General features: G+C 61.0%; 17 protein-coding genes. 11 read left to right on the top strand and 6 right to left on the bottom strand.

The annotated features are described in order from the left end of the window. Window positions 1–287: 287 nt before the first annotated feature. Window positions 288–1,208 (top strand): hypothetical protein, encoded by a 921-nt coding sequence (locus tag ACP3RB_RS06080; RefSeq protein ID WP_426698807.1) that lies wholly within the window; start codon window positions 288–290, stop codon window positions 1,206–1,208. 100 nt (window positions 1,209–1,308) lie between these two features. Then, window positions 1,309–2,601: a glutathionylspermidine synthase family protein gene (locus tag ACP3RB_RS06075; protein ID WP_426698806.1), complete on the top strand. Its 1,293-nt coding sequence runs from the start codon at window positions 1,309–1,311 to the stop codon at window positions 2,599–2,601. Between the two features lie 207 nt (window positions 2,602–2,808). Here the strand turns inward: ACP3RB_RS06075 and ACP3RB_RS06070 are convergent, their stop codons facing one another. The 6 genes from ACP3RB_RS06070 to ACP3RB_RS06045 all read right to left on the bottom strand — a co-directional run bounded on the left by ACP3RB_RS06070 (window position 2,809) and on the right by ACP3RB_RS06045 (window position 11,796). Then, window positions 2,809–4,569 (bottom strand): DUF885 domain-containing protein, encoded by a 1,761-nt coding sequence (locus ACP3RB_RS06070; RefSeq protein ID WP_049349990.1) that lies wholly within the window; start codon window positions 4,567–4,569, stop codon window positions 2,809–2,811. Window positions 4,570–4,801: 232 nt separating this feature from the next. Continuing rightward, window positions 4,802–7,225 (bottom strand): restriction endonuclease, encoded by a 2,424-nt coding sequence (locus tag ACP3RB_RS06065; protein WP_426698805.1) that lies wholly within the window; start codon window positions 7,223–7,225, stop codon window positions 4,802–4,804. 517 nt (window positions 7,226–7,742) lie between these two features. Further along, window positions 7,743–8,831, bottom strand: coding sequence for a restriction endonuclease (locus tag ACP3RB_RS06060; RefSeq protein WP_239662237.1), 1,089 nt, complete (start codon window positions 8,829–8,831; stop codon window positions 7,743–7,745). A 298-nt stretch (window positions 8,832–9,129) separates the two neighbouring features. After that, the gene (locus tag ACP3RB_RS06055) at window positions 9,130–9,528 is read right to left on the bottom strand and encodes an acyl-CoA carboxylase subunit epsilon (RefSeq protein ID WP_239662238.1); all 399 of its coding nucleotides are present in this window, start codon (window positions 9,526–9,528) and stop codon (window positions 9,130–9,132) included. A gap of 66 nt (window positions 9,529–9,594) precedes the next feature. Then, complete coding sequence (locus ACP3RB_RS06050; protein WP_049341639.1) at window positions 9,595–11,196, bottom strand: acyl-CoA carboxylase subunit beta; 1,602 nt, start codon at window positions 11,194–11,196, stop codon at window positions 9,595–9,597. 318 nt (window positions 11,197–11,514) lie between these two features. After that, complete coding sequence (locus ACP3RB_RS06045; RefSeq protein ID WP_049341641.1) at window positions 11,515–11,796, bottom strand: YciI family protein; 282 nt, start codon at window positions 11,794–11,796, stop codon at window positions 11,515–11,517. Between the two features lie 230 nt (window positions 11,797–12,026). Here ACP3RB_RS06045 and ACP3RB_RS06040 point away from each other — a divergent pair, with 230 nt between their 5' ends. The 9 genes from ACP3RB_RS06040 (at window position 12,027) to gatB (ending at window position 23,523) form a co-directional block, all read left to right on the top strand. Further along, window positions 12,027–12,968 carry a biotin--[acetyl-CoA-carboxylase] ligase gene (locus tag ACP3RB_RS06040; protein ID WP_426698804.1) on the top strand — a complete coding sequence of 314 codons (942 nt, stop codon included), beginning with the start codon at window positions 12,027–12,029 and terminating at the stop codon, window positions 12,966–12,968. 136 nt (window positions 12,969–13,104) lie between these two features. Next, window positions 13,105–13,593, top strand: a complete 489-nt coding sequence (locus ACP3RB_RS06035; RefSeq protein WP_311452739.1) for a glucose ABC transporter permease — start codon at window positions 13,105–13,107, stop codon at window positions 13,591–13,593. A gap of 339 nt (window positions 13,594–13,932) precedes the next feature. Further along, window positions 13,933–15,084 carry an adenylate/guanylate cyclase domain-containing protein gene (locus tag ACP3RB_RS06030; RefSeq protein WP_426698803.1) on the top strand — a complete coding sequence of 384 codons (1,152 nt, stop codon included), beginning with the start codon at window positions 13,933–13,935 and terminating at the stop codon, window positions 15,082–15,084. Further along, on the top strand, window positions 15,081–15,974 hold the full coding sequence (locus tag ACP3RB_RS06025; protein ID WP_311452741.1) for a PP2C family protein-serine/threonine phosphatase: 894 nt from the start codon (window positions 15,081–15,083) through the stop codon (window positions 15,972–15,974). The genes ACP3RB_RS06030 and ACP3RB_RS06025 overlap by 4 nt, the downstream gene beginning before the upstream one ends. A gap of 210 nt (window positions 15,975–16,184) precedes the next feature. After that, window positions 16,185–18,440: an NAD-dependent DNA ligase LigA gene (gene ligA, locus ACP3RB_RS06020; RefSeq protein WP_426698802.1), complete on the top strand. Its 2,256-nt coding sequence runs from the start codon at window positions 16,185–16,187 to the stop codon at window positions 18,438–18,440. A gap of 694 nt (window positions 18,441–19,134) precedes the next feature. Beyond that, window positions 19,135–19,887 (top strand): transglycosylase family protein, encoded by a 753-nt coding sequence (locus ACP3RB_RS06015; protein WP_311448560.1) that lies wholly within the window; start codon window positions 19,135–19,137, stop codon window positions 19,885–19,887. Between the two features lie 214 nt (window positions 19,888–20,101). Continuing rightward, entirely contained in the window at window positions 20,102–20,398 is a 297-nt protein-coding gene (gene gatC, locus ACP3RB_RS06010) for an Asp-tRNA(Asn)/Glu-tRNA(Gln) amidotransferase subunit GatC (protein ID WP_426698801.1), read from the top strand. A 15-nt stretch (window positions 20,399–20,413) separates the two neighbouring features. Continuing rightward, window positions 20,414–22,018, top strand: a complete 1,605-nt coding sequence (gene gatA, locus ACP3RB_RS06005; RefSeq protein WP_070483073.1) for an Asp-tRNA(Asn)/Glu-tRNA(Gln) amidotransferase subunit GatA — start codon at window positions 20,414–20,416, stop codon at window positions 22,016–22,018. Then, on the top strand, window positions 22,018–23,523 hold the full coding sequence (gene gatB / locus ACP3RB_RS06000) for an Asp-tRNA(Asn)/Glu-tRNA(Gln) amidotransferase subunit GatB (protein ID WP_426698800.1): 1,506 nt from the start codon (window positions 22,018–22,020) through the stop codon (window positions 23,521–23,523). Before gatA ends, gatB begins: the two co-directional genes overlap by 1 nt. The last annotated feature ends 286 nt before the right edge of the window (window positions 23,524–23,809 follow it).

Raw genomic sequence — 23,809 nt, 5'->3', positions numbered from 1 at the left:
ATCTGCCAGCACATCCACCAGTGCCGCAGCTGTCCCCCCCCCATGGCGGTTAAATCGGCTGATAGTTAACCGGCAGTCACCGCAAAAGCAAACAGAAAGGAAACAACGGCGCAACATGCGGCGAAGCTTGCTGAGATTTTGCCGTCAGCTAATAATCCAAAAGCCAGGGCTTGATATGCTGGAACTACACCGATAATCCGGCGAAAGTCGCCGGATGATGCTGTACCCACTCAGCTTCATGTACGCGTTGAGCAATACGCCACGCACCACCTTTCAAGGAGAGATGCATGAGTTCTGCTCCCCAATACCCCGGCGGAACCACCACCCCCAACGGCCCGAAGAAGCCCGGCAACCGCATGGAAGCAGTCGCCAACTTCGCTGCCCGCGCCGCACAGACTTCTGCCCAGCAGACCCTGAACCTGGGCGCAACCCGCCCCGGCATCGCTAAGATGATTGCCGTAGCTGGCGCTGGCGTGCTGCTGGTTGGCGGTGGCATCTTCGCCTACAACTCCATGCACCAGGAAGAGAACGCGTTCTTGTCGCAGGGCGAAGAGTACGCCCGCGTCTGCCAGGACGCGAAGACCGGCCTGCGCGTGGAAGATAGCGAATGTGAGAAGGCAGGCGTTCAGGAGCCGACCGACTCGTCCAGTAGCGATTCCTCGGGCTCGTCGAACTCCTCGGGTTCCTCTAGTTCCTCCGGATCTTCCGGTTCTACCTCATCTGGGTCGACCACCACCCACAGTAATTCGAATGCGTTCCTCTGGTACTACCTGGGCCGCCAGAGCGCCGCGAATTCTTCCGGATCCCACTACATTCCCCCCGTGGGCTCTAAGCTCTCCGGAGGCAGCACCACCCGCCCCAGCAACGGCACCGTCTACAGCGGCGTGTCTTCCAAGGGTGGCGGCTTCGAAGACTCCTACCGCACCGCGAAGAAGTCCTCCACCGTCTCCTCCGGCAAGGTGACCAGCACCAATAACTCCGGTAAGACCTCCACGGTGCGTAACAAGACCACCGGCTCGGTCTCCAGCGGTAAGCAGGGCACCAGCAATAGCGGTAGCACTGGCTCCTACAGCAAGTCGAACACCTCCAAGTCGGGTTCGTCCTCGAAGTCTGGTTCCTCGTCCAAGTCTGGCTCTTCCTCGAAGTCCGGTAGCAAGGGCGGTTTCGGTGGCGGCTCGAAGTCCGGTGGCGGCCGCTCCGGCGGCTAAGCCATCAGCCATGACACTGAATGCGGGCAGGGACTGAACGGTCCCGCCCGCATTTTCCTCACTATTTTCCATTCACTACTTCGAAGGAGCCTAGCCCCTCATGCGCCGCGAAGAATTTCCCGTCGGCCGACCCGACTGGGAGAACGTCATCATTGAGGAAGGCCTCACCTACAGCGTGGACGGCCCCCACGACACCGACCACTACTGGAACGAATACGCCGCCTACATTTTTAGCCCGCAAGAAATGGACTCTGTGCGAGCCCAGGCGGAAGAAATGCACCGCATGTGCCTGGAAACCGTCGAGTACATCGCCTCCGGTGCGTTCGGCACCCTCGGTCTGCCCCAGGCGGCGTTCAACCTCGCCGTAGAATCCTGGAACCGTCGCGACGCCGACTTCTACGGCCGCTTCGACTTCACCTACTCGGGTGTGCCCGGCGACCCGATGAAGCTGCTCGAATACAACGCCGACACCCCCACCGGCATTGTGGAGGCGGCAGTCAGCCAGAAAACCTGGGCGAAAGACCAGCGCCTCGACACCCGCGGCTACGCCCACTGGGGTGAAATCGGTGAAGCCTTCACCAACCGTTGGCGCCACATTTTCGCCCCCGAAATCACCGCGGGCGTGCAGCCTGTACTGCACCTGGCACACGTGCCCTCCGATATCGATGAGAACAACGAGGACTACAACAACCTCTGGCTCATCGCCTACGCGGCACAGCAGGCGGGCATCAAAACCCATATGATTCCCATCGACGAAGTCATCTTCAACGATGAGACCAAGAGCTGGGAAGACGCCCGCGGCCGCGCCATCACCAACCTCTTCAAGCTCTACCCCTGGGAAGACCTGGTCACCGACAGCGAAGCAGGCTACGACAAGCTCCTCTTCGCCTACCACGGCGCCATGGACCGCTGGATTGAGCCGGCGTGGAAGATGTTCCTCTCCAATAAGCTGCTGCTTGCCGCGCTCTGGGATAAGTACCCCGGCCACCCGAACCTCGTACCCACCTACGCGGGTCACCGCGGCGGCATGCGCAACTGGGTCCGCAAGCCCCTCTTCGGACGTGAAGGCGACGGCGTAGAAATCTACGCGCCCGACTACGATGTCTTCATCAAGCCCGAAGACGACGACTTCTTCGCTAACGCCCCCGAAAGCGAATTCATCTACCAGGAGTACATTCCGGCACCGCGCTACGAAGGCATTATCAACCCGGTCAGCCACCCCATCCTCGGCGTGTGGGTGGTCGACGGACGCACCGTAGGCGTGGGCATCCGCGAATCGAATGGCGCGCTCACCGACTACTGGTGCCGCTTTGCCCCGCACCTGGTGGACCTGAACGACTCCACCGGCATGGGATTCGGCACCACCGACCCCGGCGCCGCAAACTTCGGATAGCCCCCCAGAAGATATAGTCCCCAGAAGACATGGACTTCAGAAGACATAGCCTTCAGAAGACACGAAAACACAGCGAAGCCCCCGCCTCAGCTATAAAGCTGAAGCGGGGGCTTCATCTATAGAGTTCCTAATCTCAAGGCTCTAGTTCAGGGACTCCAGTTCAGAGACTCTAGAAAACCACTCGACGAGGAGCGAGCAGACTAGAGGCTACTCGTCATCGTCCTCATCGTCGTCATCCTCAGTGTCCAGAGGGAGCATCATCTCATCGGTCAGAGCGCGGCGCAGAGTGTCCAGACCCACCGAACCGAGCAGAAGCGCACGCGTGTGGAATGCACGCATGTCATCGCCGCGGCGCACAGCCTGATCGCGCAGCTCCAGCCAGAGGCGCTCGCCAATCTTGTAGCTCGGCGCCTGACCCGGCCAACCCAGGTAACGCAGGAACTCGAAACGCAGGTGGCCCTCGGACTCGTCCAGGTTCAGCTTCAAGAACTCGTAACCCAGCTCAGAAGTCCAGATGGTGCCCGGCTCAACGCCCAGCTGCTCAGCCCACTCGTCCGGAATCGGCATCTCGCAGTGAACACCAATATCGAAGACCACGCGGGCGGCGCGCATACGCTGAGCATTCAGCATGCCCATGCGGTCACCCGGATCCTTCAGGTAGCCCAGCTCCTCCATGAGGCGCTCGGCGTACAGCGCCCAGCCCTCACCGTGACCGGACACCCACAGCATGTTCGTGCGCCAAGAGTTCATGGTGCCCTGCAGAGCCGTAGCAATCGCAATCTGCAGGTGGTGACCCGGAACGCCCTCGTGGTACACGGTGGAGGTTTCACGCCAGGTAGTGAACGTGTCCTCACCCTCGGGAACCGACCACCACATGCGGCCCGGACGCGAGAAATCGGGGGAGGGGCCGGTGTAGTAAATACCACCCTCGTTCGTGGGCGCAATGCAACACTCAATGCGGCGCATGGGGCCGCCAATTTCAAAGTGAGTATCCGCCAGGTTCTCCACCGCGGCGTCGGCGAGCTTCTGCATCCACGCCTTCAGCTCATCGGTGCCGTGCAGCTGACGTGCCGGATCCTCATCGAGCAGCTGCTTCGCACGCTCAATGCTTGCGCCCGGCTCAATCTCCTCGGCAACCTCACGCTGACGAGCAATAATGCTCTCCAGCTCCTTCACGCCCCAGGCGTAGGTCTCGTCCAGGTCAATGGTGGTGCCCAGGAACGAACGGGAGTGCAGGCTGTACGCCTTACGGCCCACAGCGTCGCGGGAGGGAGCGACCGGCTGCAGCTTCTCCACCAGGTAGCTGTTGAGGCGGCGGTAGCCTTCCTTCGCAGCCTCGGCACCGGCGGCAGCCTCATCCTTCAGGGCGGGGACAGCCTCGGCGACCTCAGCCGCCAAATCATCAAAGAAACCACCGGGAGCGTAGTACGCGGCGGTCTGCTCAATGACAATATCCACCTGGCGGCGCGGGGCAACCTTACCCTCTTCACGAGCCGCCTCAAGAGTCTGGATGTATCCCTCCAGTGCCTCGGTGACGCGGTGCATACGCCCAACAATATGCTCCCAATCCTGCTGGGTGTTGCGCTTCATCAGGTCGAAGACCGAGCGCACTTCCTGCGGGACGGACGCAATATTGTTCAGCTGCCAGCCGCCAAAACCAGCCTTGTACTGCTTGCGGTACAGGCTCAGACGCTCCTGCAGAGCATCCAGGGTGACCAGGTCAACGTCATCAATAGGCAGGACGTTATCGACCTTCTTCAAAGTCTTCTTCGCAAGGCGCGCAAAAGCCTTCTCGCCGGCGGGCGAGTAATCGGGGTACAGGGTCTCTACGCCCTTACGACCAAGCTCGGTTGCATGGACGGGGTTCAGGTCGAGGACCTTTTCAAAGTATTCGTTAGCAATCTGATCGACGTCGGTCAGCGAGCGCTTCAATCGGTAGATGCTGGGAAGTTCCTGGTAAGTGCTCATGTTCATATCCTAACGCAGGGGTGTGCCTCCAACCACGATTTTCGGTGATTTAGCTCGCTTAAACCGGCAATATTACGGGCTGAGCGGCACCGAACACGAGGAAAAGGGCTCACCTGTGGACAACTCACCGGGGCGCAGGCGCGAAAATGCCCCGGCTTTCTCCCACCTGAACGTGCAGGAGAGAGAAAACCGGGGCATACCCAAGATGGGCTAAAAGCTGCTAGCTGGTGACTTAGCCGGCGAAGTATTCACCGTTCAGCTCCAGCAGACCGTTTGCGCTCTCGACCACGCCGAGGCGGTGCGCAATGAGGCGGTCCTGCAGCTCATCGCCGGACACCAAATCCACCAGAATGTTCGGGTACTTGGTCGAGCAGCGGATGAACTCGTCGTACGCCTCATCGCTGAACGCCGCGTTCGTGATGAAGGTGCCGAGCTGACCGCCGCGGGCGTGAATCGCCAGGAAGAACGCGGTAATATCCTGCGGCTGAACGCTCGCGGACAGCACACCGTTCGCTACCGGGCGCAGAGTACGCACGTAGAATGCGCGTTCTTTTTCACCGGTGGCGGGAGTTGCCACACCATCTACGCCCTGAGCCTCCAGAGCCTCCACCGTGTAGCCGCGCATCAGGAACAGATCGAAACCAATGCTGCGGAAACGCTCCTCAGACACCTGAGCCAGCGCCGGAGCCAGCGCCTCGCGGCGGAAGACCTGACGGTAACGCTTCAGAGCCTCACGCACCTGCGCGGCAGCCACCTGCAGCGCGGTCGAGGACTCAGCAGCCGAAACAGCCGGAGCGGAAACAACCGGCTGGGCAGGAGCCGCGGCGGGTGTAGAAACAGCGGGCGCAGAAACAGCAGGAGCGGGCACGGCAGGCTGGGCGGTAGCCGCAGCGACCGGTGCCGCCGGAACCTCAGCGGGTGCCTGGGCAGTAGTCGCCTGGGTAGGAGCCGCTACCGGCGAACCAGCCGGACGCGCCAACAGCGCCGGAGAAGCACCCGGCACCGGAGCCAACGGCTCACGCGAAGCACCCTCACGAGCCGCCAGACGAGCCTGACGCTCCGTCGCGCGCGCCTCCTTAGCAGCCTGAAGAGCCTCCTCACGAGCCTGCAGTTCAGCGGCAATATCCTGAGGCAGCTTGTGCTTGAGCGACTGCGGCGGTAGCGGCGCCATGCGGGCGGTCACCGCCTCCGGAGCACCCTCCGGGAATCGCTTGAGCAGCTCCTTACCCGCCTCGCTCAGCTCGTAACGCTCCGGGTTCTTGCGGGAAGTACGACCGGTACCCTCACGCAGAGCATTCAGGTAGCGCTCGCCCTTCAGCACGTGCATCGCCACCGAATAGCGGTTACGCAGACGCGGGGTCAGCTTATAACGGTGCGGAGCAATCTCACCCTGCAGGTACGGGATATCCAGGGCGAGCTTCAACTCATCGTAGATGTCGTAGTAGGAGATACGCGGGTTCTCCTCCACGAGCTTCAGAATCGGGTACAGCAACTGATGCGGGTACGGCAGAGCATCCACCGCTGCAGGATCCAGCAGAGCCGAAGCCACCAGCTTCTGAACGCTCGGCTCAACCATCTGCGCCAGAGCCGGCGCGAAAGCAGGACCCAGCGAGTAGACGGTCTCGCGCTCAGAGAGATAGTGGTGGGCGGTCAGCACATCGTAGAGGTAATCCTGTGCGTCAATCTGCACAAAGTACGGGTTCGAGGACGCCTGCTGAATGCGCTCGTCGCGGTCAAAGACCTGCTCCAGGCTCGGAAGGCTCAGCTCCACATCGGCGCCATGGTCGTTGAGGGTGTCGAGCAGAAGAACGCCCATATGGGTCAGCAGGGCATCGGTTGCGGCAATATCCTCAGCCTTAATGGATGCGCCCTCATCCTTCACCAGCGTCAGCACGGAGCTCAGCTCGCTCGCCGGCACGCCGGTCTCCTCGTATCGTGCCACGAGCTCCTTCGCCGAAGGCGACAGCGAGTACAGAGTCAGCGGAGAATCCGTGTGCTCGTGAATGGTCTTGGTGCGCAGGTAGCCCTCACGGGTCAGCAGGCTCAACGCCTGAGCAATCACCGGCTCCACGATGCGCTGCTCCAGATACGACAGACCGTACCAACCCTGCACGAAACCGCACTCACGCAGCACCAGCTCGCGAATCTTCACGGGCGCCGCCGCAGGGTAGGACGGGGTAACGCTCAGGACAATGGGCAGAAGCTCACGCACCGTAATGTGCGAGAGCAGAACCGGGTAGAACTGCTTCAGATAGTGCAGGTACACGCCGCTCTGCAGAGGCAGAACCGGCAGAAGAGCCTGCGCCTGCTGTTCCTTCGGGGTACCCAAAAGCTCACGGCCAGCCTCGCTGAGGGTGTAGTGCAGGTTGCCCGGATGCAACTGGCTGAGGGACACCTCAAGATAATCAGCATTGACCAGCGCCGCAATCAGCTTATTGAGTGCCTCACGGAAGAGGACATTGTCACCGACCGCAATGAAACGCTGAGTCATGTTGAAACCCAGGTCCACGCCAACCGGGGTGTACATATCGGGGAAGAAAACCTTCTCGCCACGATCCTGCGCGCGCTCAAAATGGCGGAGCAGAGAGAAAGCCGCCGCAATGCTGAGAGTGCGTGCTTCCTCGGGTAGAGCCTCCCACGAGGTTTCCTGCTGCAAAGAGTGCAATTCGGAATGATCGATATGGAGCATTGTTTTATTCACAAAAGCCACGCCGGGCTCCTTATCTAGTGTTATTTATCGTGCAGGCGTTCTTCATAAAGTGCAGTCATTCGAGAGGGAAAATATTCACACAATATTGGGCGACACCATCTTTATTTTTGGGTCGACACTTTGGTAATCCCTCGTGAAGAGAAGCGGGAAAGGCAGATTACTCAGACCCTCCCGCTCACGTACCGTCTTCTATGACGAACACTTCAGAAAGAACGCTATAAATTATGGTGAAGCGCTGATACCGTCACGGGTATATACACTTCGTGAAATAATGCGAGTATATATAACGCATTACCCTCCCATTGTATCGGCTGGTTCAAGAAATAACCTAGATTTCTAAAACCAGCCGATATATGAAAAATATCCTCAAGGAAAAGTGAAAATACATTAAGTGAAATAACGCAGGAAATGCGCGAAGACCAGAGACGTTCAGTGAGAAATACTCACCGCAAAATACCCCCGGCTACTCCATGCCGCGAGCAAAATACTCCTCATCAATGCGATAACCGCACTCGCCCTCACCATCAAGCACACCCACACGATGGCGAATCATCAGCTCCACCAAGTGGTGCTGATCAACCAGAGCAATATTGCGTGCGCCCGGCAAGCCCTGCAAATACTCAGGCACCGGATGCGCAAAAGCACCGCAGGTCACCAAAACACCCTGCAAACCGCCGTGTAAAAGTACCGCACCGGCAAGCTTCTGAATCTCATTGGGGGTGACCTTCATGGTTCCGCAATAGTGCTTCACCTGAATATAGATTGGCGCGAAATCCAGACCGTCAGAGTAGCGGGCAATAACGTCAACACCCTTATCGTCGGCGCCGCCGGTTACCTCGGTGTTAAAACCAAGAGCCGTAAAAATATCGGCAACAATCTGCTCAAAATATTCTGGCGTCACCGCGTGAATATGCTGAATCAAATCCTGCGTAAAATGCTCCGCGAACTCAGCCTGAGCGTGAATCACCGGCGAATCGCTGGCACGCAAAATAATATCCAGAGGTGACTGACCGGCGGGCCAGGACCCCGCAGCCTCCGCAGAATTCAAAGCATGCGCAAGATGCGCCGCGCCGGTTGCTTTGTGGGCAGCAGTAGCTTCCCCGGCATCGGCAGCAGGGAGGAACGGTTCCATACCGGTGACCGCATCACCATCGGAAGCGCCAAAAATAAGGCGATGCTCCTCCTGCGCATTCTCCAGTAGCGCGTTCGCCTGCTTCTTCAGCTTCTTCACGCTTTTTGCCGTCAAACTCTGAGAGCACAACGCCTGCACCTGCTTCACCACACGCGGCGGCACCGAACCGTGCAGATGCGGGGTGCAGGTCAGCTCGGCGCCCAGGGGAGTGAGCAGGTACTTCCTCTTCTCCCACGGGGTCAAACGAGGCATAAGCTGGGCATAACGAAGCGCCACCAAGATTTTCAAGGTGGTGCGCACAGCCACCGCAAAATCGGTGGATTCAAGATCCGGTAGGTTCTTCTTCGACCCCAACGCCTTAGTCTGCTGCCGCAACTGCTCACTAACATAGGCGGCGGTGCGGGGCACAGTCTTCGACAAGCGCCGTAGCGTCGGCAACAGAAGCGTGATATAGACATCCGGTGGGGGCCTATGGTTTTTATTCAGCATCTTTGCCATGGTCCCTGCCAATTTACTAACACTATTGTGATGGTATATACATCGTAGCATCAGGGCGTATCATCATCGCTTTATCGTTTCTAATATGACAAAACCGCAAGAACCAGCGCATTAGATGTTCAATAGCGCAATATAAATCTTAAATTTGGGGCAAAACAATATATTCCCGTCACACCGGCTGGCGTGACGGGAATATAAGAAGCATAGTTAGCAGCCCGCATTACATGGGGCGAGCGCGCCTCCACGAACCGGGGCCGGGACGCAACGAAACACCCAGGCGCTGACCGCGGTTCAGGATGCGCGAAGCGGCACCCACCAGCAAATTCTGTTCCTGCTGCGCGGCATTCGCCTGCATCATCGCAACCACAGCGGTGAGGGCGGCAATCTCCTCCTCAGTGGGGGAGCCCTTAACCACCTTCAGTAGAGGCTCCTGCTCAGCGTCAGTATCTACCGAAGGCTGAGCAGAATCCTTCGGCGGGGCGCTGGATGCGGTATCTGCGTGCGCAGAAGAATGTGCGGAGCTACGCTCAAGCTGCTCGGCGCTCTCAGTAGCCTCCGAACTATCCTTCTTCTTACCGAATGAGAAATAACTCAGCGGGTTGTAGCCTGCCAAAGGCACGCCTCCTTAGAAAACCTAAAATCCTGGGAATGCCCGCGCCACAAATGGTGCGGGCACAAGGGAAGCCTACAGCGGGATGTTGCCGTGCTTCTTTGCCGGGGTAGACGCACGCTTATCGTGCAGGGCACGCAGCGAAGAAATAATGCGCACGCGAGTCTCGCTCGGGGCGATAACTTCGTCAATGTAACCCAGCTCGGCAGCCTGGTACGGGTTCAGCAGCTCTTCCTCGTACTTGGCGATCAGCTCAGCGCGGCGAGCCTCAACGTCGCCGCCCTCGGCTGCCAGCGCAGCCAGCTCGCGACGGTACAGAATGTTCACCGCACCCTGCGCACCCATCACGCCAATCTGCGCGGTGGGCCACGCCAGGTTAATATCGGCGCCCAGCTTCTTCGAACCCATCACAATGTACGCGCCACCGTACGCCTTACGGGTAATGACCGTGACCAGCGGAACGGTCGCCTCCGCGTAAGCGTAGAGCAGCTTAGCGCCGCGGCGAATAATGCCGTTGAACTCCTGATCGGTACCGGGCAGGAAGCCGGGAACATCCACAAAAGTCAGAATCGGAATGTTGAACGCATCGCAATGACGCACAAAACGGGCAGCCTTCTCAGACGCAGAAATGTCCAGGCAGCCGGCGAACTGCATCGGCTGGTTCGCCACAATACCGACCGTGCGGCCCTCAACGCGGGCGTAACCAATCATCACGTTCGGGGCGTACAGCGCCTGCATCTCCAGGAAGTGGCCGTCATCGACCACGGACTCAATGACCGCACGCATATCGTAAGGCTGGTTCGCCGAATCCGGGATCAGGGTGTCCAGGTCCAGATCGTCTACCGTCACCACGGGCTCCTGGTCGTGCTCCAGGGGCAGGGACTCTGCAAGGTTATTCGAGGGCAGGAACTCGAGGAGCTCACGCACAAAATCGAACGCGTCTTCTTCATCCTCAGCCAGGTAGGTGCTGGTACCGGTCACGGAGTTGTGCTGACGCGCACCGCCGAGGGTTTCCATGTCCACATCCTCGCCGGTCACGGTCTTAATGACGTCCGGGCCGGTAATGAACATGTGCGAAGTCTTATCCACCATGATGATGTAGTCAGTCAGCGCTGGGGAGTACGCGGCACCGCCAGCGCAGGGGCCCATAATGACAGAAATCTGCGGAACCACGCCGGACGCACGCACGTTCATACGGAAAATGTCGGCAAACATCGCCAGGGAAGCCACGCCCTCCTGAATGCGGGCGCCACCACCATCGTTAATGCCGATGACCGGGCAACCGTTCTTCAGAGCGAACTTCTGCACCTTCACAATCTTCTCGCCGTTCACCTGCGAGAGAGAACCACCGTAGACGGTGAAATCCTGCGAATACACGGCAACCAGGCGACCATCCACGGTGCCGTAACCGGAGACCAGGCCGTCACCCAGAGGCTTCTTCGCCTCCATGCCGAATGCGGTGGTGCGGTGGCGGGCGAGGGCATCAAACTCTACGAAAGAACCCTCGTCCAGAAGCATATCGATGCGCTCGCGGGCGGTGTGCTTGCCGCGTGCGTGCTGCTTCTCGATAGCTGCCTCACCGCTGGGCGCGAAGCTGCGCTCTCGACGTGCATAAAAATCAGCGAGCTTACCGGCGGTGGTGCTCAAATCAAATTCCTGCTGGAGGTTCTCGGACATTATTCCTCGTTCCTGCTCCACCCGATCGTCGGGAGCCAGTGGTTGCGGTGATAAGGTGCTCAGGTGCCCCGAAGAGCACTCTTGAACAATGTGCATATCTTTCAACTATAGTGCGAACTAGGGCACATATGCCAGGTGAGAAGCCAGAATATCAACACTAGATACACTTTTATGCACTCAGTACCCAAGAAGGTGCATATAGTAAACGAAAAGTGCGAAAGCGCGGCTCAAAAGAGCGCAGAAAACCCCCTTTTCGCTTCGGCAATCCTTGTCGACGGAAAGGGGGTTTGCGTTCAAACTTTCAGCGTGAAATGACGCTTAGATGGTGCCCAGGACCGGGTTCCACTCGGTGATGGTGTGAGACAGAACCGCGCCACCAATGTTCATGGGGTCGCCAGCAACCAGCTTCTCAGCTGCCTCAACGGAGTCAACCTTTGCAATCAGCAGAGCGCCAGCGGGGGTCTCGCCGTCCAGCAGAGGACCCGAAACGATCAGGTTGCCCGCCTCAATCTGCGAACCAAGGTACTCGCGGTGAGCCGGGCGGTACTTCGCCTGCTCCTCGGGAGCTGCGTAAACGTAAGTAATTGCGTAATAAGCCATAACGGTCTTCTTTCGAGCAGGGCGGAGGAACCTCCGCAGCCGGTCGGTGCTTGATGCACCCTCACTGTCTAATGTACCGTCTCGGGCGCCGGTGGGCATCACCGGCGGCAAGAAATTGGTATGGTGAGAAACCAGTGCGACTCGGTAGAAGCTGGCAGGTTTCGGCGGTGAGCTGAAAGCGGGTCGGCATGCTCCAGAGTAGTTTTGGACAGGATAGAAAGGCGCAAGCTATGGAGAAGAACATGCACACCGAGAGCGGTCATTCGGTTTTGGATGCGCCGCGCATCCGCACCATCGCAATGGAAACCGGGTACTCCAGCGTAAACCTCTACGATGAAGTCGACTCCACCACCACCCGCGCCCGCGAACTACTCATGGACGGCACGGACCCCGAACGCGAACAGCTCGGCGAGCTGTCCGTCTACGCCAGCCTCTACCAAAGCGCCGGACGCGGCCGCCTCGCCCGAGCCTGGACCGCCCCGCCCGGAGCCTGCCTCGCCGCAAGTATCGTGGTGCGCCCGCACGCCTCCGCAGACCCGCTCGCCCGAGAACTACCCGAAGACAGCTACCACTGGCTGACCCTCATCGCCGGGCTCAGCGTGGTCGATATTTGGCGCAGCTACGGGGTAGACGCCGCCCTCAAATGGCCCAACGACGTCATCGCACAGGGCGCTAAGGGCTGCGGAATCCTCGCCCAGCTTGTTCCCGAAAGCGGCTCCACCGAGGGGCGGCGCAGCATTATTGTGGGCATCGGCCAGAACACGAACATGTCCGCCGAACAGCTGCCTGTGCCCACCGCAACCAGCCTGAGCCTGTGCACCGGGCAGGTCATCGACTCCTCCGAGGTGCTCACCCGACTGCTGAGCATCTTCGCCCGCCGCTACCGTGCCTTCGTGCGCGCCGGCGGCGACCCCGAACGCCCCGACCCCCTCAACCCGCAGAGCACCAGCCTGCTCGACCAGGCACGCGCCGCCACCGCAACCCTCGGAGCCAGCGTGCGCATGAGCCTGCCCGACGGAAGCACCGTAGAAGGCACCGCCGAAGACCTTGACGCGCAGGGGCGCATCCTCATTCGCCGCGAGGACGGAACCCTTGAGCCCTACGCGGTGGGCGATATTGAGCACCTTCGCCCCGCCAACGGTAGCTACGGAGATTTTCAGCAGGCACACTAGAACCAACCTATAAAATTTCTGCCCCTAGAATTTCAGCCCATAAAACTTCTGCCCGGCACGGCAACTCCATCAACCCACACCACCTCAACCGGCGCCTCCAGCCGGAACATAACAACCAGCACAGCTAAGGAACACCATGCGTTTGCGCGGAAAACTCAACCCCGGTGAGCATGTCATCATTGCGACCCGACAGCACTACGGTGCCCTGCTGCCCACGCTTGCCTACCTGCTGGTTGCTATCGCCGCCTCAACCTTCGCCTCCACGGCGCGGTCCTCACCGATTCTGTGGACTCTCGGCATGATTTGTGCGGTAGGTGCCCTGATTAGTGCCGTGCGCACCGGCTGGCGTTGGGCAACCACCTACTACCTGCTGACCACCCACCGGCTCGTGGTGCGCCGCGGCATGATGACCCGCAGCGGCGACGAATCCCTCTACCTGGATTCCATGGGGGAGCGCTGGGCAAAACAGCGCGGCCCGGGGGCGTGGCTGGGCTACGGCTCGGTGTACGTGGTCTGCCGCGGGGTGCACCACCGCCTAACCTACGTGCCCGAGCCCAAGCGTTTTGAAAAAGAAATTAAGGCCGCCCGACGCGACTACTACGCCCTGCGTGCTCGCTATATTTAGGGCTTCTTCGCCCCTTGCCGCCGGCTCGGGCGGGTACTGTCGGATTGGCTCAGAGCCTAAACCCCCCGGTTAATCTGCCGAAAAAATGCGGACTAGAGTATTCTTAAATGTGAATTACTCCACTAAACTATCCTAGGGTGCGGGCGCTTTTGTGACCCAAACACCACTGTGGAGGGGTATATTAACAAGGCGCTACACGGTGAGCATCATCGCAGCGACGCAATGCGAAACCCGCAGAGCACAACGAGGTACCACGTAACCTAGCGTCACCAACCTGGCGCCACCACGGTGTAAACCAGGCAGTAATTTCCGGCAGAGATGAAAGGAACGGCAGCGGCAATGAGCACGGCAGACCGCCACGAACCTGCGCACTCTCCGCAGGACACCGGCGCCACCATGGGTCCCGAAACCCAAATGCTCAACCTCAGAATCCTGCAGAACCTCGCCCAGAACAATATCTACCGAGACGAGGAATCCAAGGCAGGAATCCGAGCCCTCGAAAAGTCGCTCCTGGGACAGGGCCGCCGCTACACCCCCATAGAAGCCGCAGAATGCGCCGGACTTCCCCTCGAAACTGCCCAGCGCATCTGGCACAACATGGGCTTCCCGACCATCGCCGACCACGCGCCCTACTTCACCGAAACAGATGTGCAGATGCTCGCCGACCTGCAGAAGCTGGACGCAGAAGGCGATATCCGCATGGAATATGTGGCATCCCTCGTGCGCGCCGAAGGCCAGCTGACCGACCGTACCGTCGCCTGGCAGATTGAAGCGCTCGTGCACAACATTATGGTCACCGAAAACCTCAGCGATAATGATGCCCGCCGCAAGCTCCTTAAAGACTTCCCGCGCTACCTCGAGGTTCTCGAGCGCCTGGCGCTGTACGCATACCGTCGCCAGATGTACGCCGGAATCCTGCGCTTGGGATTGCGCGAAAACAATGTGACCACCTCCGGACTTTCCCGCCTGCCCCTGGTACGCGGCGTAGGGTTCGTGGACCTGGTTTCCTACACCTCCCTGGTACGTAACCTGGACGCCGCAGCTCTCTCTCAGCTCATCAACCACTTCGAGCAGAGCTGCCTGGACGTTATCGCGCCCCTGGGCGGTCGCATTATTAAGACTCTCGGTGACGAAGTTTTCTTCCTCACCGAAACCCCGGACGCTATCGCAGAAATTAGCCTGCAGCTCTCCGAAAAGATCGGTGCCGACCCGCAGTTGCCGGATGCACGCGTCGCCTTCATTTGGGGCGAGGTTCTGGCTAACCGCGGCGACGTGTACGGCTCCAGCGTGAATCTGGCTGCGCGCCTGGTCTCCCTGGCTGAACCGGGTACCGTGCTGACCGATAATGAGACAGCAAACACGCTCCGACAGGTGGGAAATCGCTATACTCTCACCTCTCAAGGAACGCGAAACGTTAGAAGCTTTGGTAACGTAGACCCCGTGGCGGTGACTCGTCGCGTGAACTACACAATGGAGATAGACCTCTCATGACTGAACTGAAACTACGTACCGGTGGTGCAACGCACCGCGGCGCACATCGAGAAAATAACGAAGATTCGATGGTCGTCGCCGGTTCCCTTTGCGTGGTCGCGGACGGCATGGGAGGCCACGAGGCGGGCGAGGTTGCTTCGCGCCTGTGCGTGCGTCAGCTCGCCTACTCGCCGTTCTTCACGATGCCCGGTGGCCGTAGCGAAGAGGAACAGCAGACCTACCTTGAGCGCCTCGCAGCTATTGACGAGGAAGACCCCGCCAAGCGCCGCCGCCGCGCAAACACCCTGCTTAACAATGAAATCGTGGGCGCCCTGAACCGCCTGCACGATATCCTGGGCGAAACCAACGAAGAAATTAAGCAGGCGCTCTCCCGCGCTGGCGGCACGACCGTCACCGGCGCCTGGCTGACCAGCATCGGTGACCGTAACCTGTGGGTTATTTTCAACGTGGGTGACTCCCGCACCTATCGCCTGTTGCGTGAGGACGAGGGTATTCACCACTCCGCCATGGAGAAGCTGCCCGGCGCTGAGGGCTCCGCCTCGCTGGAGCAGGTCACCACTGACCACTCCGAGGTGCAGTACCTGGTTGACGAGGGTCAGATTACAGCCCTGGAGGCGCTGACCCACCCGCGCCGCAACGTGATTACCCGCGCGCTGGGTACCGGCAACTACTGGGAACCGGACTTCTGGGTTCTGCCCGCCCGCGCCGGTGACCGCCTGATGCTCTGCTCCGACGGCCTTTCCGGTGAGCTTTCGCACGAGTACATGGCGCGCGTGCTCACCTCGATCCGCCACCCGCAGGACGCCGCTGACGTGCTCCAGCACGAGGCGCTCCGATCGGGCGGCCGCGACAACATTACCGTGATTGTTGCCGACGCTGTCGAAGCCTAAACTTCATACCCTATGATTCACCCCCGTTTTCTCGGGTGCTCGATTGAGCGCCTGCAGGAGGCGGGGGTGAACTGTACCCGAAGCCAGTATTACTGAGCGTAGAGACTGAGTGTAGAGGCTGGGCGTAGAGGCAGTGAATATGCGCCTGCGGAAACCGGCAATATGACGAGAGATAGGGGAGAGGCGTAGCAAAAACGCTAGACTGGACGGGTGACTGAGAACAACACCACCCAGCAGACTGCCCCCGCCGAGACTCGAGCAGAGAGCCCCGCAGAAAACTCTGTGGAAAACACCGCAGAAAATACCGTGGAGATTACCGAGGCCCTGCGTGCCGAGTACGCGGAACTGACCGATAAGATTCGTGCCGCCCGCCGCGCCTACTACAACGAGGACGCACCCTTCCTCTCCGACGCCGAGTACGATGCGCTCTACCGCCGCCTCGAAATCATTGAGGCGGAGCACCCGCACCTAATCGCCAACGACTCGCCCACCCAGGAAGTCGGCGGCGAAGCCATCGAAGCTTTCGCGCCCGTCACCCACCTGCAGCGCATGTACTCCCTCGAGGATGTCTTCTCCTTCGAGGAGCTGCGCGCCTGGCTGACCAAGACCGAGGAGAGCGTCCGCAACCTCACCGGTAGTGCACCGCAGTGGCTGACCGAGCTGAAGATTGACGGCCTCGCGGTGAACCTGCTTTACCGCAACGGCATCCTCGTGCGCGCGGCAACCCGCGGCGACGGCACCACCGGCGAAGACGTCACCCACAATGTGCGCACCATTGCGAGCATCCCGCAGCAGCTGACCGGCGAGAACCACCCCGAGGAGATTGAAATCCGCGGCGAAGTGTTCATCTCCTCCGCCGATTTTGAGAAGCTCAACGAGTCCATGATTGCCGCCGGCAAGAACCCCTTCGCGAACCCGCGTAACGCCGCGGCAGGCTCGCTGCGCCAGAAGGACGCGGCGGTGACCGCATCGCGCCCGCTGAGCATGTACGTGCACGGCATCGGGTCGCGCACCGGCCTGGATATTGCCACCCAGTACGAGACCTACGACCTGCTCGCCTCCTGGGGCCTGCCCGTGAGCCCCTACAGCGAAATCGCCGATAACACCGAGGCGGTGTTCGACTTCATTAACAAGTACGGCGAGCAACGCCACTCCCTAGTGCACGAAATCGACGGCATCGTCATTAAGGTCAACGACTTCGCGACCCAGGCTCAGCTGGGCTATACCTCCCGCGTGCCGCGCTGGGCAGTGGCGTATAAATACCCGCCCGAGGAGGTGCACACCAAGCTGCTGGACATCCGCGTGGACGTGGGACGCACCGGCCGCGTGACCCCCTACGGCGTCATGGAGCCCGTGTTCGTCTCCGGCTCGACCGTGGAACGTGCCACCCTGCACAACCAGGACGTGGTCAAGGCTAAGGGCGTGCTCATCGGCGACACCGTGGTGCTACGCAAGGCAGGCGACGTAATCCCCGAGATCGTTGCCCCCGTGGTCGCCCTACGTGACGGCACCGAACGCGAGTTCGTCATGCCCAGCGAATGCCCCTCCTGCGGCTCGCCCCTTGCCCCCGGCAAGGAAGGCGACGTGGACCTGCGCTGCACGAACCCCCGCTCCTGCCCGGCGCAGCTGACCGAGCGCGTGTACTATGCGGCAAGCCGCGGCGCCTTCGACATTGAGGCACTCGGCTACGAAGCAGCAAAGGCACTCACCAGCCCCGCAACCCCGGACACCCCTCCGCTCACGACCGAGGCACACCTGTTCAGCCTCAATATCGAGGACCTGCGCGAGGTCACCATCGAGCGTGAGAAGAAGGTTAAAGGCGTGGGCACCGGAAAGATGGAGCGCGTGCCCTACTTCTACACCAAGCCGACCAAGGCACGCCCCGAGCCGAAGCCCACGAAGAATACGCTGAACCTCTTCGCCGAGTTGGAGAAAGCAAAACAGCAGCCGCTGTGGCGCGTGCTGGTTGCCCTCTCGATTCGCCACGTGGGCCCGACCGCTGCCCGCGCGCTCGCCGCGGAGTTCGGTTCGATGCAGGCGATCCGCGAGGCTGACCGTGAACGCCTTGCCGCTGTGGACGGTGTGGGCACCACGATTGCCGACTCGATTATTGAGTGGTTCGCTGAGGACTGGCACGCCGAGGTTGTGGACTCCTGGGCTGCCGCCGGCGTGCGTATGGAAGATACTCGCGACGAGTCCGTGGAGCGCACCCTGGAGGGGCTGACCGTGGTTGTGACCGGCACGCTGAACGGTTACACCCGTGACGGCGCAAAGGAAGCCATTATTTCTCGCGGCGGTAAGGCATCCGGTTCGGTGTCTAAGAAGACCCATTTTGTGGTCGCAGGCGCGAACGCCGGCTCGAAGCTGGATAAAGCTCAGCAGCTGGGTCTGAAGGTGCTGGATGAGGAGGGCTTCACCGCCCTGCTCGAGGGCGGTCCGGAGGCGGTTGAGGCTACCGCCGAGTAGGCCCGGTAGCGGGGTCAATCGAATCTGACCTGCAATATGTAGAGCATTCAGGCTCTGGAGTGCGTGCTCCAGAGCCTGAATGCCAATTTTTGGCATTTATAATTACCACAGCTTTTAAGGTGGAAGCGCCTTAAAACACTCCCAAAGCGAAGAAATATTTAAAAAATATTTACACGCCGTTCAAAACCCTTAAAGGTGGCGCTCAGCAACTCCGAACCGGAAAGCTTGGTGGGGGAGTGCATCCGAGTTAAACCCCTAGAAAACCCCGAAATTTCGGGGGAAAACCCCTAAGGAACGCGGGGCTCGAGGTCTTAATTAATGTTTCCTGCACTTTTTACCTGAAAGAACCCTGGGAGAACCCGGGACGTTCGCTGTGAACTTGAAACTGGGTTGGAATCGTAAAAAACCTCGGCTATCTTTGAGACCAGATAGATTCTCGCAAGGGAATCGCCTGTGTGGTTTCAAGCTTGGAATGCTTGAAACGATGCCCGGTTCTACCGCACGTCCCCATCGAGGAAGTGCCACCCGGATTCCGCACACAAGTGCAGAATCGCTCACGGTGACATGAAATCGGTGGAGAGCCGCTCACATGGTAGAGCCAGAAAATGAGTAACCTACTTCGTTATCAAAGGGTGAGCGGCGGCGCGCTAGAGTTCCGGGGACGGAACGAGCGGGGACGGCCCCAAGGAGCATTATGAAGAACACTTCCATTCGTCGTACCGCAGCAGCTCTCGCCATCGGTGGCGTTGCAGCAGCTACCATGTCGATGCCCGCTGCAAACGCAGTAGACGGTGCTACCTGGGACGCACTGGCACAGTGCGAGTCCGGTGGTAACTGGTCCATCAACACCGGTAACGGCTTCTACGGCGGTCTGCAGTTCACCCAGCAGTCCTGGAACGGTGTCGGCATGTCCGGCTCCCCCGCAACCGCTACCCGTGCACAGCAGATCGAGGCTGGCGAGCGTCTGCTCGCTATCCAGGGCTGGGGCGCATGGCCCGCATGCTCCGCTAAGCTTGGCCTCTACGGCAAGACCGGCGCAGCTCCCACCTACACCGAGCCCACCACCACCGTGGCTGCACAGTCGCAGACCCAGCAGACCTACACCGCTCCCGCGGCACAGGCTGCACCCGCAGCTCCTGCAGCTCAGGCTGCACCCGCAGCAGTTGAGGCACCCGCTGCACCGGCAGCTCAGGCAGCTCCCGCAGCAGTTGAGGCACCCGCCGCAGCACCCGCTGCACCGGCAGTTGAGGCTCCCGCAGCAGCACCCGTTGCAGCTCCCAAGGCTGCAGCAGGCACCTACACCGTGGTTCCCGGTGACTCCCTCTCTCTGATCGCTGCAAAGCTCGGCGTTGCAGGCGGCTACCAGGCAATCGCAGCTGCGAACACCGACATCATCTACAACGTTGACCTGATCTTCCCCGGCCAGGTTCTGACCATCCCCGCCTAAGGATTAACCCTCAAGCGTAACGTGGAAACGTTGTAGCCCAACGCCCCGCACCTCACACGAGGAGCGGGGCGTTGAGCATTTAACCCCGTTCAGGGGAGAGGACCACCTCCTGAACACACAAACCAGCAGGTAAACCCTCCAACCCCCAATGAGACGGAACACGCAACCTCCACTACACTAGAGAAGAGACAAGAAAACAAACTACGGGAGAACCATGTCTGCCATCACCTTTGAACAGGTCAAGCACCTGGCATCGCTGGCACTCATTGAGATGACCGATGAAGAACTCACCGCGATGGCGTCTGAGCTGGACGTCATCGTCGCATCCGTTGAGACCATGTCGCAGAAAGCAACTGCCGACATCCCCGCGACCAGCCACCCGATCCCCCTCGAGAACGTCTTCCGCGAAGACGTACCCGTCCCGACCCTCACCCAGGAAGAGGCGCTCTCCGGCGCCCCCGACGCACAGGACGGCAAGTTCCGCGTGCCGGCAATCCTCGACGAAGACTAAGAGGAGACACACCAAGTGAACGAACTGATTCAGCTCACCGCCGCCGAAGCCGCCGCCAAGCTGGCCGCCGGCGAGATTACCTCCGTCGAACTCACCCAGGCGCACCTGGACCGCATCGCCGCCACCGATGGCGCACCCCTGAGCGATAACCGCGCAGACGGCAAGAGCGGCCTCAACGCCTTCCTGCACGTCAACGCCGAAGAAGCACTCGCCACCGCGGCAGCAGTGGACGCAGACCGCGCGGCGGGCAAGGAACTGCCCCCGCTCGCAGGCGTGCCCATCGCCGTCAAGGACCTCATCGTCACCAAGGGCCAGCCCACCACCGCAGCATCCCGCATGCTCGAAGGCTGGATGAGCCCCTACGACGGCACCGTCACCCGCAAGGTTCGCGAAGCACGCATGCCGATCCTCGGCAAGACCAACCTCGACGAATTCGCCATGGGCTCCTCCAACGAGCACTCCGCGTTCGGCGTGGTCCGCAACCCCTGGGCACTCGACCGCGCCCCCGGCGGCTCCGGCGGCGGCTCCGCAGCAGCCGTTACCGCATTCCAGGCGCCCCTGGCCCTGGGTACCGACACCGGTGGCTCCATCCGCCAGCCCGCAGCGCTGACCGGTAGCGTCGGCGTCAAGCCCACCTACGGCTCCGTCTCCCGATACGGCGTCATCGCCATGGCTTCCTCTCTCGACCAGGTCGGTCCCGTCGCACGCACCGTGCTCGACACCGCCATGCTGCACGAGGCCATCGCAGGCCACGACCCGCTCGACTCCACCTCCCTGCCCGATACGCCCGGCAACTTCGCCGAAGAAGCCAAGGCAGGTGCCGAAGCCGCCCGCAAGGGTGACCTCTCCGGCCTGCGCGTCGGCGTCATCAAGGAGCTCGGCGGCGGCGACGGCGAAGGCTTCGAGGCCGGCGTGCTCGCGCGCTTCCGCGAATCCGTCGAGGCTCTGCGAGCCGCGGGTGCCGAGATCGTTGAGGTCTCTCTGCCTTCCGTCACCGAGGCAATCAGCGCCTACTACATGATCATGTCCTCCGAGGTGTCCTCCAACCTGGCACGCTACGACGGCGTGCGCTACGGCCTGCGCGTCGTGCCCGAGGACGGCCCCGTCACCATCGAGCGAGTCATGGCCGCTACCCGCGCCGCCGGCTTCGGCCACGAGGTTAAGCGCCGTATCATCCTCGGCACCTACGCGCTGTCCGCAGGTAACTACGACGCCTACTACGGCGCCGCACTGCGCGTGCGCACCCTCATCCAGCGCGACTACGCAGCAGCCTTCGAAAAGTGCGACGTGCTGATCTCCCCGACCGCGCCCTCCACCGCGTTCAAGCTCGGTGAGAAGACCGAAGGCGACCCCATGGCCATGTACCTGGGCGACGTCGCAACCGTGCCCGTCAACCTGGCGGGCGTCCCGGCGCTCTCCCTGCCCGGCGGCCTCTCCGAGGAGAACAACCTGCCCGTCGGTATCCAGTTCACCGCACCCGCCCGCGAGGATGCACGCCTCTACCGCGTCGGTGCAGCCCTGGAAGAACTGCTGACCGCAAAGTGGGGCGCACCGCTCTACAAGAGCCTGCCCGATACCGAAACCCTGATCCGCGACTTTGACTTTGGGGGAACCAAGTAATGAGTGAAGAAGTCCTCAGCTTCGAAGAAGCCATCGAAAAGTACGACCCCGTCCTCGGCTTCGAGGTGCACGTCGAGCTGAACACCAACACCAAGATGTTCGACTCCGCACCCAACGAGTTCGGCGATACGCCCAACACCAACATCACCCCCGTCTCGCTCGGCCTGCCCGGCGCGCTGCCCGTGGTGAACAAGACCGCCGTCGAGTCCGCCATCAAGCTCGGCCTGGCGCTGGGCTGCGATATCGCGGATAAGTCCTACTTCGCCCGTAAGAACTACTTCTACCCGGACTTGCCGAAGAACTTCCAGACCTCCCAGGCCGACGGCCCCATCGCCGAAAACGGCTCCCTGGACGTCGAGCTCGACGACGGTACCATCTTCACCGTCGAAATTGAGCGCGCCCACATGGAGGAGGACGCCGGTAAGCTCACCCACGTCGGTGGTGCCGACGGCCGCATCCAGGGTGCAACCTTCTCCCTGGTCGACTACAACCGCGCCGGCGTGCCGCTCATCGAAATCGTGACCCGACCCATCGTAGGTGCCGGCGAGCGAGCACCCGAGCTGGCCCGCGCCTACGTTGCCGCTATCCGCGACATCGTGCGCTCCCTCGGCATCTCCGACGCCCGCATGGAACGCGGTAACGTCCGCTGCGACGCCAACGTCTCCCTCATGCCCAAGGGCGCAGAGAAGTTCGGCACCCGCTCCGAGACCAAGAACGTGAACTCCCTGCGCTCGGTTGAACGCGCCGTCCGCTACGAGATTCGCCGCCACGCCGCAATCCTCGAGCGCGGCGAGAAGGTCACCCAGGAGACCCGCCACTGGCACGAAGACACCCGCGAAACCTCCTCGGGTCGCCCCAAGTCCGACGCCGACGACTATCGCTACTTCCCGGAGCCGGATCTGGTCCCGGTCGTCACCAACAGCGAGTGGATTGAGCGTCTGCGCGCTGAACTGCCCGAACCCCCGGCAGAACGCCGCCGCCGCCTCAAGGGCGAATGGGGCTACTCCGACGAAGAGTTCCGCGACGTCGTCAACGCTGGTGCACTCGACGTCATCGAAGAGACCGTAGCCGCAGGCGCAACCGCAGCAGCAGCCCGCAAGTGGTGGATGGGCGAAATCGCCCGCCGCGCAAAGCAGGCTGAGGTTGAGCTCACCGCCCTCGGCGTGGAGCCCGCAACCGTGGTCGCCCTCGAAGCGCTCATCTCCGAAGGCAAGATCAACGACAAGATTGCCCGCCAGGTGCTCGAGTTCGTCCTCGCCGGTGAAGGCACCCCCGCCGAAATCGTTGAGGCACGCGGCCTCGCCGTGGTCTCCGACGACGGCGCGCTCACCGCAGCTGTCCAGGAAGCACTGGCAGCAATGCCCGACGTTGCCGACAAGATCCGTGCCGGTAAGGTTCAGGCTGCTGGCGCTATCGTCGGTCAGGTCATGAAGGCTACCCGCGGTCAGGCTGATGCCGCTCGCGTGCGTGAGCTGATTCTGGCTGAGTGCGGCGTGGAAGGCTAAGCTTTTCCGCTGACCTGGCTCTAACGAAAGAGGCGCTGTCTCCCGAGGTGGGAGGCGGCGCCTCTTTCGTGCTCTCTTGTTCTACGCGGGATGTACGGTTCCGCTTGGAAAAGCTGGGTCGCATGGATTCCGCACGGAAAGCGGTATTCGTCCTCGTTCCTACAGGGGACCCGCCCTTGCTTCGCTTCGGGCACCCTGATGTCACGTTCGGACGATACCGCCTTTCCTCGCTGGGCGTAGCAGGTTACCGAGCGGGTGCGGCCGCGTTTTCCGGATGCGCCCTCAG

It is taken from the genome of Rothia mucilaginosa, assembly GCF_049990865.1.
Lineage (GTDB): Bacteria > Actinomycetota > Actinomycetes > Actinomycetales > Micrococcaceae > Rothia > Rothia mucilaginosa_I.
Note: the sequence above shows the minus strand (reverse complement) of the source record. Positions and strands in the feature narration are given on the sequence as shown.

Coding starts and splice junctions, on each gene's coding strand:
- ACP3RB_RS06045 (WP_049341641.1), bottom strand. CDS start 11,796: ATGGCTTATTACGCAATTACTTACGTTTACGCAGCTCCCGAGGAGCAG.
- ACP3RB_RS06040 (WP_426698804.1), top strand. CDS start 12,027: ATGGAGAAGAACATGCACACCGAGAGCGGTCATTCGGTTTTGGATGCG.
- ACP3RB_RS06080 (WP_426698807.1), top strand. CDS start 288: ATGAGTTCTGCTCCCCAATACCCCGGCGGAACCACCACCCCCAACGGC.
- ACP3RB_RS06015 (WP_311448560.1), top strand. CDS start 19,135: ATGAAGAACACTTCCATTCGTCGTACCGCAGCAGCTCTCGCCATCGGT.
- gatC (WP_426698801.1), top strand. CDS start 20,102: ATGTCTGCCATCACCTTTGAACAGGTCAAGCACCTGGCATCGCTGGCA.
- ACP3RB_RS06050 (WP_049341639.1), bottom strand. CDS start 11,196: ATGTCCGAGAACCTCCAGCAGGAATTTGATTTGAGCACCACCGCCGGT.
- ACP3RB_RS06070 (WP_049349990.1), bottom strand. CDS start 4,569: ATGAGCACTTACCAGGAACTTCCCAGCATCTACCGATTGAAGCGCTCG.
- ACP3RB_RS06075 (WP_426698806.1), top strand. CDS start 1,309: ATGCGCCGCGAAGAATTTCCCGTCGGCCGACCCGACTGGGAGAACGTC.
- ACP3RB_RS06030 (WP_426698803.1), top strand. CDS start 13,933: ATGAGCACGGCAGACCGCCACGAACCTGCGCACTCTCCGCAGGACACC.
- gatB (WP_426698800.1), top strand. CDS start 22,018: ATGAGTGAAGAAGTCCTCAGCTTCGAAGAAGCCATCGAAAAGTACGAC.
- ACP3RB_RS06025 (WP_311452741.1), top strand. CDS start 15,081: ATGACTGAACTGAAACTACGTACCGGTGGTGCAACGCACCGCGGCGCA.
- ACP3RB_RS06035 (WP_311452739.1), top strand. CDS start 13,105: ATGCGTTTGCGCGGAAAACTCAACCCCGGTGAGCATGTCATCATTGCG.